This is a genomic window from Streptomyces sp. NPDC039423, assembly GCF_055598725.1.
The window spans coordinates 1-16,649 of record NZ_JBVKAH010000013.1 but is presented as its reverse complement, the minus strand read 5'-3'; the positions used below and the strand labels follow the sequence as shown (position 1 = coordinate 16,649).

The window sequence follows — 16,649 nt, the reverse complement described above, 5'->3', positions numbered from 1 at the left end:
TACGGGACGGCGAAGTTCCCCCGTACCTCGTCCGTGCGCCCTCCGCGCGTCCCCTCCCGAAAGACCGACGGTCATCGCCATGCCGCTCACGCTCGCCTCGCTCGTCCAGCACTCGGCGCTGAAACTCACCGTCCGCGCCGGGGAGGACCGCCTCGACACGCCCGTGCGCTGGGCGCACGTCAGCGAGCTCGCCGACCCGGTTCCGTACATGGAGGGCGGTGAGCTGCTCATGGTCACCGCGATGAAGCTGGACGCGGAGAACCCCGAGGCCATGCGCCGCTACATCAAGCGGCTCTCCGAGGCCGGGGTGGTCGGGCTCGGCTTCGCGGTGGGCGTCAACTACGACGAGACCCCGCAGGCGCTGGTGGACGCCGCCCGCGAGGAGGGCCTGCCGCTGCTGGAGGTCCCGCGCCGCACCCCGTTCCTCGCCATCTCCAAGGCGGTCTCGGCGGCGGTCGCCGCGGACCAGTACCGGGCCGTGACGGCCGGGTTCGAGGCGCAGCGGGAGATGACCCGGGCCGCCCTCGCCGAGGGTCCGGCCGCGGTGGTGACCCGGCTGGCCGCCCACGTGGACGGCTGGGCCGCGCTCTACGACGCCTCCGGCGCCGTACTGGCTGCGGCGCCCGAGTGGGCGGCGCGCCGGGCGGCACGGCTCATTCCTGACGTGCAGCGGCTCCGGGAACGGGCCGCGCCCGCGAGCGCGGTGGTCGGCGGCACCGACGACCGGGTCGAACTCCAGTCGCTCGGCAGCGGGCGGCGGGTGCGCGGCGCGCTGGCCGTGGGCACGGGCGCCCCGCTCGGCACGGCGGAACGTTACGCCGTCCATTCGGCCATTGCGCTGCTGACGCTCACCACCGAGCGGTCCCGCTCGCTCCAGGCGGCCGAGCAGCGGCTCGGCGCGGCGGTGCTGCGCATGATGCTGTCCGGTGAGCCCGACCACGCCAGGGCGGTGGCCGGCGACCTGTACGGAGGGCTGCTGGACGCCCCGTTCCGGCTGCTGATCGCCGAAGCCGCGACGGCGGAGCGGGACCCGGCCGCCGAGGCGCCGCTGCCCGCGCTCGCCGAGACCCTGGAGGCGGCGGCCGCGCGTACCGGCGAGGCGGTCCTGACCGTGCCGGAGGGGGAGGAGCGGCTGGTGGTGCTGGCCGGGGACGGGGGTGCCGTGGCCGGGGCGTGCGAGGGGTACGCGGAGAAGGAGGCCGAGGAGGCGGGCGTGGTGATAGGCCTGTCGGCCCCGGCCGGCCCCATCGCGGCCGCCGCCGCGTACAAGCAGGCCGAGCAGGCCCTGTCCGTGGCCCGCCGGCGCGGCCGTGCCCTGGTCGAGCACGAGGAGCTGGCGGCCGGCTCGGTCCTGCCGCTGCTCGCGGACGACGCCGTGCGCGCCTTCGCCGACGGCCTGCTCCGCGCCCTGTACGAGCACGACGCGACCGGCCGCGGCGACCTGGTCGCCTCCCTGCGCGCCTGGCTCTCCCGCCACGGACAGTGGGACGCGGCGGCGGCCGACCTGGGCGTCCACCGGCACACGCTGCGCTACCGGATGCGCCGCGTCGAGGAGATCCTGGGCCGCTCACTGGACGACCCGGACGTCCGTATGGAGCTGTGGCTGGCCCTCAAGGCCACCGGCGACACCCCCGCCCCCTGAGCCCGGGGGCGAGGCCGGCCCATGCGGTCGCTTGTGCTGGGCGAGCGACTGCCGCGACGAGTGGGCTGGGCCGGTTCTAGGCTCAGTGCGTGAAGATCACTGTGCGGTCAGCGGTTGAGGCGGACCTGTCAGCGGTGCTGACGCTCCACAGCGAGTTGAACCCGGACGATGCCCCCTTGCCCCGGGCGTCCGCGGAGGCCATCTGGGCAGCCATATCAAGGCAACAGGGACGGACGATCCTGGTGGCCGATGCGGGCGGCACCGTGGCCGGAACGGCGGATTGCATCGTCCTCCCGAACCTCACGCGCGGCGGCCGGGCCATCCTGTTCATGGAGAACGTCGTGGTGGCCGGTTCGTTCCAGCGGCGGGGTGTCGGCCGTCGGCTGATGGAGGCCGCCGTCCGGCTCGGTGAGTCGGCCGGCTGCTACAAGGTCCAGCTCCTGGCGGCGGATGACGAGTACGTCCACACCTTCTACGAAGCGTGCGGTTTCACCTCCCAGGCCGAGGGCTTCCGCCGCTACCTCCCGCAGGCGCCTCGCCGTTGAGGCCGGCGCGACTGCATCGGCCCGGCCCCCGGCGCTGCGTCACGGTGGCCGGCCGCGTCCCGCGCGTACCGTCGACGCGGGCGTACCGTCGATGGCCGTGGCGCGGACGTTGTCGCAAAACCACCCCTTCGGCAGGGGATCCTGCCCGAAGTCGGGCAGGATCCTTGCCGTTCCGTCGAGCGGATCCATACTCTCCGGTGCATGACAAGCCGCGCCGCAGACCCGAACCCCGCCAGTCCCTCCAGCCCCTCCGGCCCCGCCCTCGACGGGCCCGCCGCCCCCGCCCCCGGCGCCCCCGAGGACGGCCGCCCCAAGGCGCCCGTCCGCCGCATCACCGGCGCCGTGTGGGCCGCGCTGGCGATCGTGTACGTGGTGTGGGGCTCCACCTACCTCGGCATCCGCGTCGTCGTCGAGAGCATGCCGCCCTTCCTCTCCGCCGGCGCCCGGTTCGTCGTCGCCGGTCTCCTCCTCGCCGCGCTGCTGGCCTGGCGCAAGGGCATCGGCGTGCTGCGGGTGGACGGCCGGCAGCTGGCGTCCGCCGCCACGGTCGGCCTGCTCCTGCTCCTCGGCGGCAACGGGTTCGTCGTCCTCGCCGAGACGTCCGTCCCCTCCGGCCTCGCCGCCCTGCTCGTCGCGGTCGTCCCCGCCTGGGTCGTCCTGCTGCGCACCGTGTCCGGCGACCGCCCCGGCCCCGGCGCGTACGCCGGCGTCCTCCTCGGCCTGGCCGGACTCGCCGTCCTCACCCTCCCCGGACTCAGCGGCGAGGTGCGGATCGGCGGCGTGCTCACCGTGGTCGTGGCGTCCGTCCTGTGGTCCGTCGGGTCCTTCTCCGCCTCCCGCATACCGATGCCGGCCAACCCCTTCACCGCCAGCGCCTACGAGATGGTCGCCGGCGGCCTGGGCTGCCTGCTCCTCGGCCTCCTCCGCGGGGAGCACCACGGCCTGGACCCGGCCGCCGTCTCCGCCCGCTCCTGGACCGCCTTCGGCTACCTCGTCCTGTTCGGTTCGCTGCTCGCCTTCACCGCGTACGCCTGGCTGCTCCAGTCCGCCCCGCTCTCCCTCGTCGCCACCTACGCCTACGTCAACCCCGTTGTCGCCGTCGCCCTCGGTGCCCTGATCCTCGGCGAGGCCGTGACCTGGCCCATCGCCCTCGGCGGCGCCGTGGTCGTGGCGGGGGTGTGCCTGATCGTCAGTACGGAACGGCGAAACTGATCCCCGGAACCACTCCATCCCGGACAAGCGACCGCGCGCCTGACCGGCCCTACCGTGTGAGCAGAGGAATCCCCCACCCCGCACAGCTTCGAAAGGGCCGGATCCACTCATGACTGTCACCGCCTTCTGGCTCGCCGGCCGCCAGGCCACCGGCGAGACCACCTTCGACGTCACCTCCCCGTGGGACGGCCGCACCGTCGGTCAGGTGAGCGTGCCCACCGAGGCCCAGGTCGAAGAGGCCGTGGCCGCCGCCCACGCGGTCGTCGACGAGTTCGCCGCCACCCCGGCCCACGTCCGCGCCGCCGCCCTCGACCACGTGTCGAAGCGGCTCGCCGAGCGCACCGAGGAGATCGCCCGGCTGATCTCCGCCGAGAACGGCAAGCCCATCAAGTGGGCCCGCGGCGAGGTCGGCCGCGCCGTCTCCGTCTTCCGGTTCGCCGCCGAGGAGGCCCGCCGCTTCAACGGCGGCGACGCCCAGCGCCTGGACACCGACGCCGGCGGCACCGGCCGCCTCGGCCTGACCCGCCGCTTCCCCAAGGGCGTCGTCCTCGGCATCGCGCCCTTCAACTTCCCGCTGAACCTGTGCGCCCACAAGGTCGCCCCGGCCATCGCCGTCGGCGCCCCCATCATCCTCAAGCCCGCCCCGGCCACCCCGCTCTCCGGCCTGATCCTCGGTGAGCTGCTGGCCGAGACCGACCTGCCGGCCGGTTCCTGGTCGATCCTGCCGGTGACCAACGACCGCATGCCCGCCCTGGTCAAGGACGAGCGCCTGCCGGTCATCTCCTTCACCGGCTCCGACACCGTCGGCTACGCCATCCAGGAGTCCGTGCCGCACAAGCACTGCACCCTGGAGCTGGGCGGCAACGCCGCCGCCGTCGTCCTCGGCGACTGGTCCTCCGAGGAGGACCTGGACTGGGCGGCGACCCGCATCGCCACCTTCTCCAACTACCAGGGCGGCCAGTCCTGCATCTCCGTGCAGCGCGTGATCGCCGACGCCTCCGTGTACGACCGGCTGGTCGCCAAGGTCACCGCCGCCGTCGAGGCCCAGGGCACCGGCGACCCGTCCGACGACTCCACCGACGTCGGCCCCCTGGTCAGCGAGGACGCCGCCAAGCGCGTCGAGGCCTGGGTCGACGAGGCCGTCGAGGCCGGCGCCAAGCTGCTCACCGGCGGCAAGCGCGACGGCGCCACCTACGCCCCCACCGTGCTGGAGAACCTGCCCGCCGGCACCACCCTCGCCTGCGAGGAGGTCTTCGGCCCGGTCCTCACCCTGCACAAGGTCGACGGCGAGGCCGAGGCGTTCGCCGCGGTCAACGACTCCAAGTTCGGCCTCCAGGCGGGCGTCTTCACCCACGACCTCCAGACCGCCTTCCGCGCCCACCGCGCCCTGGAGGTCGGCGGCGTGATCATCGGCGACGTCCCGTCCTACCGTGCCGACCAGATGCCGTACGGCGGCGCCAAGCAGTCCGGCGTCGGCCGCGAGGGCGTGCGGTACGCGATGGACGACTACACCTACGAGCGCGTGCTGGTCCTCACGGGCCTGGCCCTGTAACGGCACGTCACTCGTACGGCCCAGACCGGCGGCCCGAACCCACTGTGCGGGGGTTCGGGCCGCCTTCTTCGTTGTTCGCCCGGCCCGCGCAACACCGACGCCGACCGGCCGGTCTCAATTGACTACATACGTCAACTCGTACAGGGCCCCGGCGCCCGCGAATTGCTTCCGTATTCTTCCTCGACCGGCTTCCTCGGGCTTGAGGGAAACCGACCCGACAAGGCTTGCCGGCATGCCGGAGCCTCGATCCACTTCGTGCAGCGCGAGCTGCACATCGCCCCCGAATATGGGCACGAAGATGTCCAGCGTCGTCGTGCTTCCCTGGCGCATGGATACCGTGCCGCTGGTGGGGAAGAATTGGACGCCGCCCACCCTGCTCATGACGATCTCATCCTCCCCGTCGCGGTCCTGGGACGTGGCTGCGGTCAACTCAAGCAGCTTGGCGAGTTGCGACATGGAATCCTCCGGATGGCTCATATGATTCTATTGGTTGTTTCTGCGGGAAGCTCGGACCGGCCTTGTTGCTCGGGCGTGAGGGCTGTCGGCCTCAGGCGAGTGGTGCGTTCATCCTGAAGCACGCGGACTGGAGCTCGGCAGGTGTGTTCACCTGCTCGGCGAAGAGCTGGAAGTTCCGGTGCCGGATGAAGCGGTCAGGGAATCGCACAGAGCGGAATGAGGCCTGGTTCGGGTCGATCTCCGCTCTGACGAGTTCGTAGGTCGAGTCCTCTCGGACCTCGGCTGCGACCTCGGGATTGGTGATGCCCTCGAAGAACTTGCTGTGTATGCGGAATTCGTCGAACGTGGCGATGCGCAGACAAAAGCCCAGTGGAAGAGATGCTCGTCGTATCTGCCCGGTCTCGCCAAAGCGCAGGTGTGGGCCGGTCCACTCGAACGTGGCGTTGTTGCGGTCATCATCGGTTTCGATCTCGGCGATATCCGCAAGGCCCGAACGGTCGATGATGAAGAAATCCGGGAAATTGTTCGAGAACAGGGAAAGTTTGGGCGACATGATGTCCCTCGCTCCGTGAGGTGCCCGCTGGGTGCCGTGTTCCGAGGTGCGTGACCGTGGGTGTCCGTCGCGCCATCTTCATGGGCGGGTGCGGGTGTGGAATCGGGCCGCCGCTCTGCGGCACCCATATGGGCGAGAGTGATACCTCCAGCATGCGCCGCCAGGTGAGTTGACGCCAGTGTCGCGAATCGGTTGTCAATTCAATTGTGGAGGTGCGAGTAAGTTGAATGCCGTGACTTCTGTCATTTCAATTTCACCTGACCGGGTTTCGGGGGCGCGGAAATCAGAGTCCAGGATCGGTTGCCGTGCACTCCCCGTCCCGTCCTCGTGCCGGGCGAGGGCTGTCCCGGGCGACAAGGACGGGACCCGCCGGCCCCTTGCCTCGCGGGACCGGCGACGCGTGACGGGAAGCTCCGGCCGCCTTTTCGTACCCGCCGTAATCGGGTAATACGGTCGGGTAGCACCGGTCGGTAGGACCCACCGGCCGGCCGCCCCCGAACGCGGCGAGGTGAGCCCACATGTCCGGCCCCCACCACCAGCCCAAAGTCTCCGAGCGCGAGGCCCGCCAGGTCGCCGAGGCCGCCCGTGAACAGGACTGGCGCAAGCCCAGCTTCGCCAAGGAGCTGTTCCTGGGCCGCTTCCGGCTCGACCTGATCCACCCGCATCCGCTGCCCGCCACCGAGCAGGCCCAGCGGGGCGAGGAATTCCTCGCCAAGCTGCGGGACTTCTGCGAGACGAAGATCGACGGCGCCCTGATCGAGCGCGAGGCCCGCATCCCCGACGCCGTCATCGACGGCCTCAAGGAAATCGGCGCCCTCGGCATGAAGATCGACACCAAGTACGGCGGCCTCGGCCTCACCCAGGTGTACTACAACAAGGCCCTGGCCCTGGTCGGCTCGGTCAGCCCCGCCGTCGGCGCCCTGCTCTCCGCCCATCAGTCGATCGGCCTACCGCAGCCGCTCAAACAGTTCGGCACCCCCGAGCAGAAGGAGACCTACCTCCCGCGCCTCGCCCGTACCGACATCTCCGCCTTCCTGCTCACCGAGCCCGACGTGGGCTCCGACCCCGCCCGCCTGGCCACCACCGCCGTACCCGACGGCGACGACTACGTCATCGACGGCGTGAAGCTGTGGACCACCAACGGCGTGGTCGCCGACCTGATGGTCGTCATGGCCCGCGTACCGAGGTCCGAGGGGCACAAGGGCGGCATCACCGCCTTCATCGTCGAGGCCGGCTCCGAGGGCGTCACCGTCGAGAACCGCAACGCCTTCATGGGGCTGCGCGGCCTGGAGAACGGTGTCACCCGCTTCCACCGCGTCCGGGTCCCCGCCGCGAACCGCATCGGCCCCGAGGGCGCCGGACTGAAGATCGCGCTCACCACCCTCAACACCGGCCGGCTCTCCCTGCCCGCCATGTGCGTGGGCGCCGGCAAATGGTGCCTGAAGATCGCCCGCGAGTGGTCCTCCGTACGCGAGCAGTGGGGCAAGCCGGTCGCCGCCCACGAGGCGGTCGGCGCCAAGATCTCCTTCATCGCCGCCACCACCTTCGCCCTCGAAGCCGTCGTCGACCTCTCCAGCCAGATGGCCGACGAGGACCGCAACGACATCCGCATCGAAGCCGCCCTCGCCAAGCTCTACGGCTCCGAGATGGCCTGGCTCATCGCCGACGAGCTCGTCCAGATCCGCGGCGGCCGCGGCTACGAGACCGCCGAGTCCCTCGCCGCCCGGGGCGAACGGGCCGTCCCCGCCGAGCAGATGCTGCGCGACCTCCGGATCAACCGCATCTTCGAGGGCTCCACCGAGATCATGCACCTGCTGATCGCCCGCGAGGCCGTGGACGCCCACCTCGCCGTGGCGGGCGACATCATCGACCCCGACAAGACGCTGGGCGACAAGGCCAGGGCGGGCGCCCAGGCCGGCGTGTTCTACGCCCGCTGGCTGCCCAAACTCGTCACCGGCCCGGGCCAGCTCCCGGGGGCGTACGGGGACTTCCACCCCGCCGGCCACGCCGACCTGTCCACCCACCTCCGCTACGTCGAGCGCACCTCCCGCAAACTGGCCCGCTCCACCTTCTACGCCATGTCCCGCTGGCAGGGCCGCATGGAGACCAAGCAGGGCTTCCTCGGCCGGATCGTCGACATCGGCGCCGAGCTGTTCGCCATGAGCGCCGTCTGTGTACGCGCCGAACTGCTGCGCACCACCGAGGCCCACGGCCGGGAGGCCTACCAGCTCGCGGACGCCTTCTGCCGGCAGTCCCGCATCCGCGTCGAGGAGCTGTTCGGCCGCCTGTGGAACAACACCGACGACCTCGACCGCAAGGTCGTCAAGGGCGTCCTGTCGGGCACGTACGGCTGGCTGGAGGAAGGCGTCCTGGACCCCAGCGGCGACGGGGCCTGGATCGCCGACGCCACCCCCGGCCCCTCCACCCGGGAGAACGTCCACCGCCCCATCAGGTGAGCGCGCGGGTGCGGCGTGCGGTCCCCGGCGGGGGACCGCACGCCGCACCCGTGGCGGCCGCCGGCGCGGGGGCGCCGGAGACCGTCAGATGTCGATGACCCGGTACGCGATGGTGTAGACGCCGCCGGACCCCTCGAGCGAGCGGTACTGGACCTCCGCGCCCGCCTCGCTGCCGGTGGCGAGCGTCGACCCCAGCTTGTCGTCGGGGCTCGTGGTGTCGTAGTCCCACAGCGTCATGGTGCGGGCCTGCTGCTTGCCGAGGACGAGGGCCGCGTTGCCGTTCCCGTCCGTCATCGACCGCACGTAACCCGGGCCCATCGTCTGGTACTTGAGGCTTCCGGGCCACACCTTCACGGCGTTGCCGTTGGCGTCGGTGACCTTCAGGTAGGCCTCGTCGTGATCGCCCTCGCTCTGCTGGTGGCAGGTCAGCTCCAGCAGCTCGATACGGACGTAGTCGATCGGCTCGGCCTGGGCCGCGCCGGCGAACCCGGCGACGCCGGTGAGCGAGAGCAGGGCGGCCGTGGCCACTCGAGCGATTCCACGCATCATGTCGGTTCCCCCTTGGGTGTGTCGCCCCGCGTACGTCCCTGCGGGGCCGTGCCGTCCCCCGGCACGCGAACCACCATGCCCGCCCGCCCGGCCCCGATCCACGCGCGTTCCACTGAGCGGAACACGCCCGGGCAGTCCCGCGCCGGGACCGCCCGGCCGTCGCCCCACGGGCCCGTCACGGGACCGCCCGCGCCCCGTTCCCGGCCCCGTTCCCGCCCCCGGCACCGGTGAGCGCGCGGGTGATGCCGGCGGCCGTCTCGGCGACCCGGCCCGCCACCACGTCCAGCCGCTGACCCGCCTCCACCATCGCGGCCACCGCCCCCACCACGGTCCCCGCCGGGGACCGCACCGGCAGGGCGGCGCAACACACCCCCGCCACCACCTCCTCCCGGTCCAGCACCGCGCCCCCGCGCACCGGGCCGCGCAGCGCCCTGCCCAGCGCGGTGTCCAGCGCGAACGCGTCGCCGTCCCGCACCGGTACGAGCGGCTCCACGCGGCCCGGCACCGAACACACCGTCAGGGCCCGCTCCTCGCGCAGCACGGCCAGGACGACGCTGCCGCCGGTCGCCGCCCGCAGCCGGTGCAGCGGCAGGCGGCCCGCCGCGCGCAGCCCCGGGTGCGGCTGCCAGGCCTGGCCGAGCCGGTAGAGCTGGGCGCCCAGCCGGTAGCGCAGACCGCGGCGCTCGACGGCCTCCATGGCCACCAGTTGCTCCAGCAGCCGGTGCGCCGTGCTCTTGGGCACGCCGCACGCGAGCGCCAGCTCGGTCACCCCCGCCTCCTCGCCGTGCTGCCGCAAAGCCTCCAGCAGGGCGAAGGCCCCCTCCAGCACCCCTCTTCCCCGGCTCTTCGTCCGCGCGTGTACGGCTGCGTCCATGACATCCCCCCGGATGGCGTGGCCCGGCCGCGTCCCCCGAACAGCCGCGGCCCCGGCGCTTGGTGTTCCGCGGCCATGTTCCCCGGACCGGCGCGCCGGGCGAAACCGTTCCGCCGTGTCGCCCCGCATCCCGTGCCGGCGGGTCACGAGCCGGACCCCGCCCGGAGGGTCACCGCCCGGCGCCTCCGGACCGGGCGGCGCCGTCACCCGGGCCGGCGCCGTCACCGCACGTCGCCTGCTCCTGGAACACCCGCAGCGCGTCGTCGATCGGGTGGGGCAGCGGCCTCCCGGAGGAGTCCCGCTGGTTCCACCGCATCAGGTTCACCGCGACGGACATCTGGCGCTTGCCGTCGGCCCGGGTCAGGGACACCGTCCCCGCTCCCCAGGCCGTGCCGTCGTGCCCCCAGAAGGTGCCGCAGCCCGGGACGGTGACCTTGTGCAGTCCGAGGCCGTACTCGACTCTCGTGCCGTCCAGGGCGATGACCGGCACCGTGCGCTGCATCTCCGCCAGCGCGGCCCGGCCGACGATCCGGCCGTCGAGCAGCCCGGCGTAGAAGCGGTTGAGGTCCTCCATGGTCGACACCAGACCGGCGCCCATCATCACCCAGGACATGTTGTAGACGCTGTAGTCACGCGGCGGGTCGATCAGGCCGTACAGCCCCTCGTACATCCGCGGGTGCGGTCCCTCGATGCGCGGGCCGTCGGGGAACCCGGTGTGCCGCAGCCCGGCCCGCTCGATGACGTTCCGGGTGATGTACTCCCGCGCCGGGGTGCCGGTCACCCGTTCCAGGAGCTGCCCGAGGAGCTCGTAATTGGTGTTGGAGTACACCCCCGGGGAGCCTCCCGGCTCGCCGGCGGGAGGCGCCGAGAGTCCCAGCTCGATCAGCTCGGCCGGGCTGAACTCCCGGAACCGGTTGGCGTCCACGCTCTTCGCCGACGCGTCCGGCGAGGTCGGGAACCCCTGGAGGGACGGGAAGGCGTAGGGGATGTGGTCGGGGATGCCGCTGGTGTGGTTGATCAGCATCCGTACAGTGATCCTCCTGCCGCGCTCCCCGGGCACCAGCTCCGGCAGGTAGTCGCCGATCGGCCCGTCCAGCCGTATCCGGCCGCGCTCGACCTGCTGCATGACCGCGGCGGCGACGAAGGTCTTGGTGACGCTCCCGACGCGCTGCCGCATCCCGGGCGTGACGGGACGGCCGGTCCGCACGTCGGCGACCCCGGCCGCGCCGCGCCAGGTCCGGCCGGAGTCACGCACCTCGGCGAACACCCCCGGTATCCCCGCGCGGTGGACCTCCTCCAGGGCGGACTCCAGCCGGGCGGTGTCGAACGCGGCGGGGCCCGCGCCCGGGACCGGTGCGCCCCTCGTGCCACCGGAGGCGGGGACCGCCGTCACCATGCCCGCGCACACACCCAGCGCGGCCACGCCCGCGCACCACAGCATCCGTATCCTCATGGCTCCAGGTCCTTTCACGCGGCCAGGGCGCGGCGGAGGGCGGCGCCGATCTCGGCGATCTGCCGCTGGGACACATCGGCGGACAGGATCGCCTGGGACCCGTGGAAGGTGCCGGGCCACTGGTGCAGTTCGACCGGCACGCCCGCCTGGAGCAGGCGCAGCGCGTACGTGATGTCCTCGTCGCGGTTCGGGCAGAGTTCGGCGGTCGTGATGTGGGCGGGCGGCAGCCCGGAGAGGTCGGCGGCCCGCGCGGGGGCGGCGTACGGGGTCGCGGGCGCGGAGCCCAGGTAGTGCCGCCACGAGGCGCCGACCTTGGCCCGGGTCATCCAGGGCGTGTCGGTGAAGGTGCGCGCCGACCACGTCTCCTGCCGGTCGTCGAGCCCCGGCTGGTTGAGGAGCTGGAAGCGGATCGGCGGCCCCTGCTCGTCCCGCGCCCGCAGGGCCACGCCCGCGGCGATGCCGCCACCGGCGCTGTGCCCGCCGACCGCGATCCGCTCGGGGTCGACGCCGAGCTCCTCGCTGTGCGCGGCCGTCCAGAGCAGTGCGGCGTACGCGTCGTCGAAGGCGGCCGGGAAGGGGTGCTCGGGCGCCAGGCGGTAGCCCACCGAGACCACCACCGCCCCGGAGAGGGCCGCGATCCGGGCGGCCCACGGGTGCTCGGTGTCCAGGTCGCCGAAGACGCCCCCGCCGCCGTGCAGCCAGACGATGGCGCCCTGGGCCCCGTGCGGGCGGTAGACGCGCACCGGCACGTCCGGATCGGCGGGAACGGTACGGTCCACGACCTCCATGGCCGAGGTGTCCGGTGGCGGCGCCGCGGCGGCACGCTCGGCGAAGTGCTTGCGCGCGGTGACCGGGTCGTCGAGGTCGAGGTCGGGGAGGAACGGGAGGAACGCTTCGAGTTCGGGATCCATGCGAGCCATCCTCACGGCCGCCCCCGGCCGGGTCATCCGCCGTCCGTCGCGCGTTCCGCCCCGGTCACGCGCCGGACGGCGCGCCTCCGCGCTCCGGCGCGGCCCGCCACACGGGGCCGTCGACGTCGTGGTCGTCGAAGTGCCCCTCCCCCCGGGCCACTTCGGCCCCTTGTCATGGGCCACGTCCCCCACGCCGAGCACCCGCCGGCCGGCCTCCCGCACCCGCCCCCCACCCGGGCCGACCAGCAGGTGAGACGGGCGGCGGAGGGGGCGGGGCGGGCGGCAGGATGGGGGCGTGACCGTCATCGACATCCCCGGCTCCAAGTCCGTCACCGCACGCGCCCTGTTCCTGGCCGCCGCGGCCGAGGGCACCACCACGCTCGTCCGGCCGCTCGTCTCCGACGACACCGAGGGGTTCGCCGAGGGCCTCCTCGCGCTCGGGTACGACGTCCGGCGCGAGCCCGGGGCCTGGCAGGTGCGGGGCCGCCCGGCCGGGCCGGCCGCCGGCACCGCGGACGTGTACTGCCGCGACGGCGCCACCACCGCCCGGTTCCTCCCGGCGCTCGCCGCCGCCGGGCACGGCGACTTCCGGTTCGACGCCTCCGCGCAGATGCGCCGCCGCCCGCTCGGCCCGCTGACGAGCGCGCTGCGCACCCTGGGCGTGGACCTGCGCCACGAGCGGGCCGAGGGCCACCACCCGCTGCGGATCGCCGCGTCCGGGATCAAGGGCGGCGCCCTCACCCTGGACGCGGGGCAGTCGTCCCAGTACCTCACCGCCCTGCTGATGCTCGGCCCGCTCACCGCCGAGGGCCTGACGATCACCGTCACGGACCTGGTCTCGGAGCCGTACGTCGGGATCACCCTGGCGATGATGCGCTCCTTCGGCGCCCGGCCCACCCGCGAGGGCGACGTCTTCACCGTCCCGCCCACCGGCTACCGGGCCACCACGTACGCCGTCGAGCCCGACGCCTCCACCGCGAGCTACTTCTTCGCCGCCGCCGCCCTCACCGGCCGCGAGGTCACCGTCCCCGGCCTCGGCACCGGCGCCCTCCAGGGCGACCTGGGCTTCGTGGACGTCCTGCGGCGGATGGGCGCCGACGTGTCGGTCACCCCCGACGGCACCACCGTGCGCGGCACCGGCCGCCTCGGCGGGCTCACCGTCACCATGCGGGACATCTCCGACACCATGCCGACCCTCGCCGCCCTCGCCCCGTACGCCGACGGCCCCGTCCGCATCGAGGACGTCGCCAACACCCGCGTCAAGGAGTGCGACCGGCTGGAGGCGTGCGCCGACAACCTCCGGCGCATGGGCATCACCGTCACCACCGGCCCGGACTGGATCGAGATCCTGCCCGGCACGCCGCGCCCCGCCGAGATCACCACGCACGGCGACCACCGCATCGTGATGTCCTTCGCCGTCACGGGGCTGCGCACACCCGGCGTTTTCTTCGACGACCCCGGCTGCGTACGCAAGACCTTCCCGGACTTCCACACCCGCTGGAAGGAGTTCACCTCCGCGCCTTGGGGGATGCCGGGTCCGGGCGCGGCGGGGATGCGGCAAGAATGGGGGGCATGAGCGACAGCCCAGCCCCCCTCGCAGACCCGCACATCGCCTTCGACCCGGCCGGAGGCCGCCGGGACGTCGTCGTCCTCGGTTCCACCGGGTCCATCGGTACCCAGGCCATCGACCTGGTGCTGCGCAACCCCGACCGCTTCCGCGTCACCGCCCTGTCCGCCGCCGGCGGCCGGGCCGGGCTCCTCGCCGAGCAGGCGCACCGGCTGCGGGTGCGCACGGTGGCCGTGGCGCGCGAGGACGCGGTGCCCGAGCTGCGCGAGGCGCTGGAGGCCCGGTACGGCTCCGAGCCGCTGCCCGAGGTCCTCGCCGGACCGGACGCGGCCACCCAGGTGGCGGCCTCCGACTGCCACACGGTGCTCAACGGCATCACCGGCTCCATCGGCCTCGCGCCGACCCTCGCCGCCCTGGAGGCGGGCCGCACCCTGGCCCTCGCCAACAAGGAGTCGCTGATCGTCGGCGGCCCGCTGGTGAAGGCCCTCGCCAAGCCGGGCCAGATCATCCCGGTCGACTCCGAGCACGCCGCGCTCTTCCAGGCGCTCGCCGCCGGCACCCGCGCCGACGTCCGCAAGCTGGTCGTCACGGCCTCCGGCGGCCCCTTCCGCGGCCGTACGAGGGCGGAGCTGGAGCACGTCACCCGCGAGGACGCCCTGGCGCACCCCACCTGGGCCATGGGCCCGGTGATCACGGTGAACAGCGCCACGCTCGTGAACAAGGGCCTGGAGGTCATCGAGGCGCACCTGCTCTACGACATTCCCTTCGAGCGGATTGAGGTGGTGGTGCACCCGCAGTCGTATGTCCACTCGATGGTCGAGTTCACCGACGGGTCCACCCTTGCGCAGGCCACGCCGCCCGACATGCGCGGCCCCATCGCCATCGGCATCGGCTGGCCCGAGCGCGTCCCCGACGCCGCGCCCGCCTTCGACTGGTCCAAGGCCTCCACCTGGGAGTTCTTCCCGCTCGACACCGAGGCCTTCCCGTCCGTCGGGCTCGCCCGGCGCGTGGGCGAGCTGGGCGGCACCGCCCCGGCGGTGTTCAACGCGGCCAACGAGGAGTGCGTGGAGGCGTTCCTCGACGGACGGCTGCCGTTCAACGGCATCATGGACACGGTCACCGCGGTGGTCGCCGAGCACGGCGCCCCGGCCGGTGGAACGTCCCTGACCGTGCCGGACGTCCTGGAGGCGGAGACCTGGGCCCGGGCCCGGGCCCGGGAACTGACGGCGAAGGCGACCGCGGAGGCTCGCGCATGACGATTCTGTTGACGGTCCTCGGCATCGCGCTGTTCGCGGTCGGGCTGCTCTTCTCCATCGCCTGGCACGAGCTCGGCCACCTCTCCACGGCCAAGCTCTTCGGCATCCGCGTGCCCCAGTACATGGTGGGCTTCGGCCCCACCGTCTGGTCGCGGCGGAAGGGCGAGACGGAGTACGGCATCAAGGCCATCCCGGCCGGCGGCTACATCCGCATGATCGGGATGTTCCCGCCCGGTGACGACGGCCGCATAGAGGCCCGGTCCACGTCCCCGTTCCGCGGCATGATCGAGGACGCCCGCTCGGCGGCGTACGAGGAGCTCCAGCCCGGCGACGAGACCCGGCTGTTCTACACGCGCGCGCCGTGGAAGCGCGTCATCGTGATGTTCGCCGGACCCTTCATGAACCTGGTCCTGGCCGTCGCGATCTTCCTCGGCGTCTCGATGACCTTCGGCTACGCGACCCAGACGACCGAGGTCGCCGGTGTGCAGAAGTGCGTCATCGAGCAGAGCCAGAAGCGCGACACCTGCCGCAAGGGCGACCCGGTGTCGCCCGCGCACGCCGCCGGGCTCCGGAAGGGCGACCGGATCGTCGCCTTCGACGGGAAGCCGGTCGACGACTGGGGCACGCTCTCCCAGCGCATCCGCGACACCATCGGCCCCGCCGACCTCACCGTCGTCCGCGACGGCGAGGAGCTCACCCTGCGCCCCACGCTGATCAAGAACGAGGTGGTCCGGAAGGACGAGGACGGCGAGGTCGTCGAGGGCCAGTACGTGCCGGCCGGCTACCTCGGGTTCGCGGCGAAGACCGAGATCATGCCGCTCAGCTTCGGCCAGTCCGTGGACCGCATGGGCGACATGATCGAGAACGGTGTCGAGTCCATCGTCGCCCTGCCGTCCAAGATCCCCGACCTCTGGAACGCGGCCTTCGGTGACGGCGAGCGCAAGGCGGACTCCCCGGTGGGCGTGGTCGGTGCCGCGCGGATCAGCGGCGAGGTGATGAACCTGGACGTCCCCACCCAGAACATCATCGCGACCTTCCTCACGCTGCTCGCCGGGTTCAACCTGTCGCTGTTCCTCTTCAACATGCTGCCGCTGCTCCCGCTGGACGGCGGGCACATCGCCGGCGCGCTCTGGGAGTCCCTGCGACGGAACGTGGCGAAGGTCTTCCGGCGGCCCGACCCCGGACCGTTCGACGTGGCCAAGCTGATGCCGGTCGCCTACGTGGTGGCGGGGATCTTCATCTGCTTCACGCTGCTCGTCCTGGTGGCGGACATCGTCAACCCGGTGAAGATCTCCTAGTCATTTCGTAGACACGCCACAGGCGGACGCGTGAACGACGACGGCCGGACACCCCGTGGTGTCCGGCCGTGTCATGGGAGGGCTGTAATCTCGAAGCCGGAGCCCGCCGATCTCGGGACCTCGATCCACACCTTGGGGTTGCACAGCAGATGACCGCGATTTCTCTCGGTATCCCGTCCGTTCCGACCAAGTTGGCCGACCGCCGTGTCAGTCGCAGGATCCAGGTCGGGTCGGTGGCCGTCGGTGGTGACGCGCCGGTGTCGGTGCAGTCGATGACGACGACGCGGACCTCGGACATCGGTGCCACGCTTCAGCAGATCGCCGA

General features: G+C 72.6%; 15 protein-coding genes. 9 read left to right on the top strand and 6 right to left on the bottom strand.

The window, feature by feature from the left end; genetic code table 11:
* The first annotated feature begins 79 nt into the window (after positions 1-79).
* The 4 genes from ACZ7LK_RS29910 to ACZ7LK_RS29895 all read left to right on the top strand — a co-directional run bounded on the left by ACZ7LK_RS29910 (position 80) and on the right by ACZ7LK_RS29895 (position 4,951).
* On the top strand, positions 80-1,642 hold the full coding sequence (locus tag ACZ7LK_RS29910) for a PucR family transcriptional regulator (RefSeq protein WP_392277102.1): 1,563 nt from the start codon (positions 80-82) through the stop codon (positions 1,640-1,642).
* A gap of 89 nt (positions 1,643-1,731) precedes the next feature.
* Complete coding sequence (locus ACZ7LK_RS29905) at positions 1,732-2,187, top strand: GNAT family N-acetyltransferase (protein ID WP_471144423.1); 456 nt, start codon at positions 1,732-1,734, stop codon at positions 2,185-2,187.
* A gap of 201 nt (positions 2,188-2,388) precedes the next feature.
* Positions 2,389-3,399, top strand: a complete 1,011-nt coding sequence (locus tag ACZ7LK_RS29900; protein ID WP_471144421.1) for an EamA family transporter — start codon at positions 2,389-2,391, stop codon at positions 3,397-3,399.
* 109 nt (positions 3,400-3,508) lie between these two features.
* Positions 3,509-4,951, top strand: a complete 1,443-nt coding sequence (locus ACZ7LK_RS29895; protein WP_471144419.1) for an aldehyde dehydrogenase family protein — start codon at positions 3,509-3,511, stop codon at positions 4,949-4,951.
* A gap of 114 nt (positions 4,952-5,065) precedes the next feature.
* Here the strand turns inward: ACZ7LK_RS29895 and ACZ7LK_RS29890 are convergent, their stop codons facing one another.
* Both ACZ7LK_RS29890 and ACZ7LK_RS29885 read right to left on the bottom strand, forming a co-directional pair.
* Positions 5,066-5,428, bottom strand: a complete 363-nt coding sequence (locus tag ACZ7LK_RS29890) for a hypothetical protein (protein WP_469465047.1) — start codon at positions 5,426-5,428, stop codon at positions 5,066-5,068.
* Positions 5,429-5,498: 70 nt separating this feature from the next.
* On the bottom strand, positions 5,499-5,960 hold the full coding sequence (locus tag ACZ7LK_RS29885; protein ID WP_392277107.1) for an AbfB domain-containing protein: 462 nt from the start codon (positions 5,958-5,960) through the stop codon (positions 5,499-5,501).
* Positions 5,961-6,478: 518 nt separating this feature from the next.
* Between ACZ7LK_RS29885 and ACZ7LK_RS29880 the strand changes: the two genes are divergently transcribed.
* Positions 6,479-8,416, top strand: coding sequence for an acyl-CoA dehydrogenase family protein (locus ACZ7LK_RS29880; RefSeq protein ID WP_392277108.1), 1,938 nt, complete (start codon positions 6,479-6,481; stop codon positions 8,414-8,416).
* Positions 8,417-8,500: 84 nt separating this feature from the next.
* On the opposite strand, the gene ACZ7LK_RS29875 is transcribed toward ACZ7LK_RS29880, so the two are convergent.
* The 4 genes from ACZ7LK_RS29875 to ACZ7LK_RS29860 all read right to left on the bottom strand — a co-directional run bounded on the left by ACZ7LK_RS29875 (position 8,501) and on the right by ACZ7LK_RS29860 (position 12,203).
* Positions 8,501-8,965 (bottom strand): hypothetical protein, encoded by a 465-nt coding sequence (locus ACZ7LK_RS29875; RefSeq protein WP_469465297.1) that lies wholly within the window; start codon positions 8,963-8,965, stop codon positions 8,501-8,503.
* A 175-nt stretch (positions 8,966-9,140) separates the two neighbouring features.
* Positions 9,141-9,839: an IclR family transcriptional regulator gene (locus ACZ7LK_RS29870; protein ID WP_392277844.1), complete on the bottom strand. Its 699-nt coding sequence runs from the start codon at positions 9,837-9,839 to the stop codon at positions 9,141-9,143.
* A 169-nt stretch (positions 9,840-10,008) separates the two neighbouring features.
* Positions 10,009-11,292, bottom strand: coding sequence for a serine hydrolase domain-containing protein (locus ACZ7LK_RS29865; protein ID WP_469465296.1), 1,284 nt, complete (start codon positions 11,290-11,292; stop codon positions 10,009-10,011).
* 14 nt (positions 11,293-11,306) lie between these two features.
* Positions 11,307-12,203, bottom strand: a complete 897-nt coding sequence (locus ACZ7LK_RS29860) for an alpha/beta hydrolase (RefSeq protein WP_392277846.1) — start codon at positions 12,201-12,203, stop codon at positions 11,307-11,309.
* A gap of 295 nt (positions 12,204-12,498) precedes the next feature.
* On the opposite strand from ACZ7LK_RS29860, the gene aroA reads away from it, so the two are divergent.
* From aroA to ACZ7LK_RS29840, 4 genes are all read left to right on the top strand, one after another.
* The gene (gene aroA, locus ACZ7LK_RS29855) at positions 12,499-13,779 is read left to right on the top strand and encodes a 3-phosphoshikimate 1-carboxyvinyltransferase (RefSeq protein WP_471144416.1); all 1,281 of its coding nucleotides are present in this window, start codon (positions 12,499-12,501) and stop codon (positions 13,777-13,779) included.
* Positions 13,776-15,026 carry a 1-deoxy-D-xylulose-5-phosphate reductoisomerase gene (gene dxr / locus ACZ7LK_RS29850; protein ID WP_392277848.1) on the top strand — a complete coding sequence of 417 codons (1,251 nt, stop codon included), beginning with the start codon at positions 13,776-13,778 and terminating at the stop codon, positions 15,024-15,026. Before aroA ends, dxr begins: the two co-directional genes overlap by 4 nt.
* Positions 15,023-16,324, top strand: a complete 1,302-nt coding sequence (locus ACZ7LK_RS29845) for a M50 family metallopeptidase (protein ID WP_469465293.1) — start codon at positions 15,023-15,025, stop codon at positions 16,322-16,324. Before dxr ends, ACZ7LK_RS29845 begins: the two co-directional genes overlap by 4 nt.
* Positions 16,325-16,473: 149 nt before the next feature.
* Positions 16,474-16,649: flavodoxin-dependent (E)-4-hydroxy-3-methylbut-2-enyl-diphosphate synthase (locus ACZ7LK_RS29840; protein ID WP_471144491.1), on the top strand; the 176-nt coding region annotated here is incomplete at its 3' end.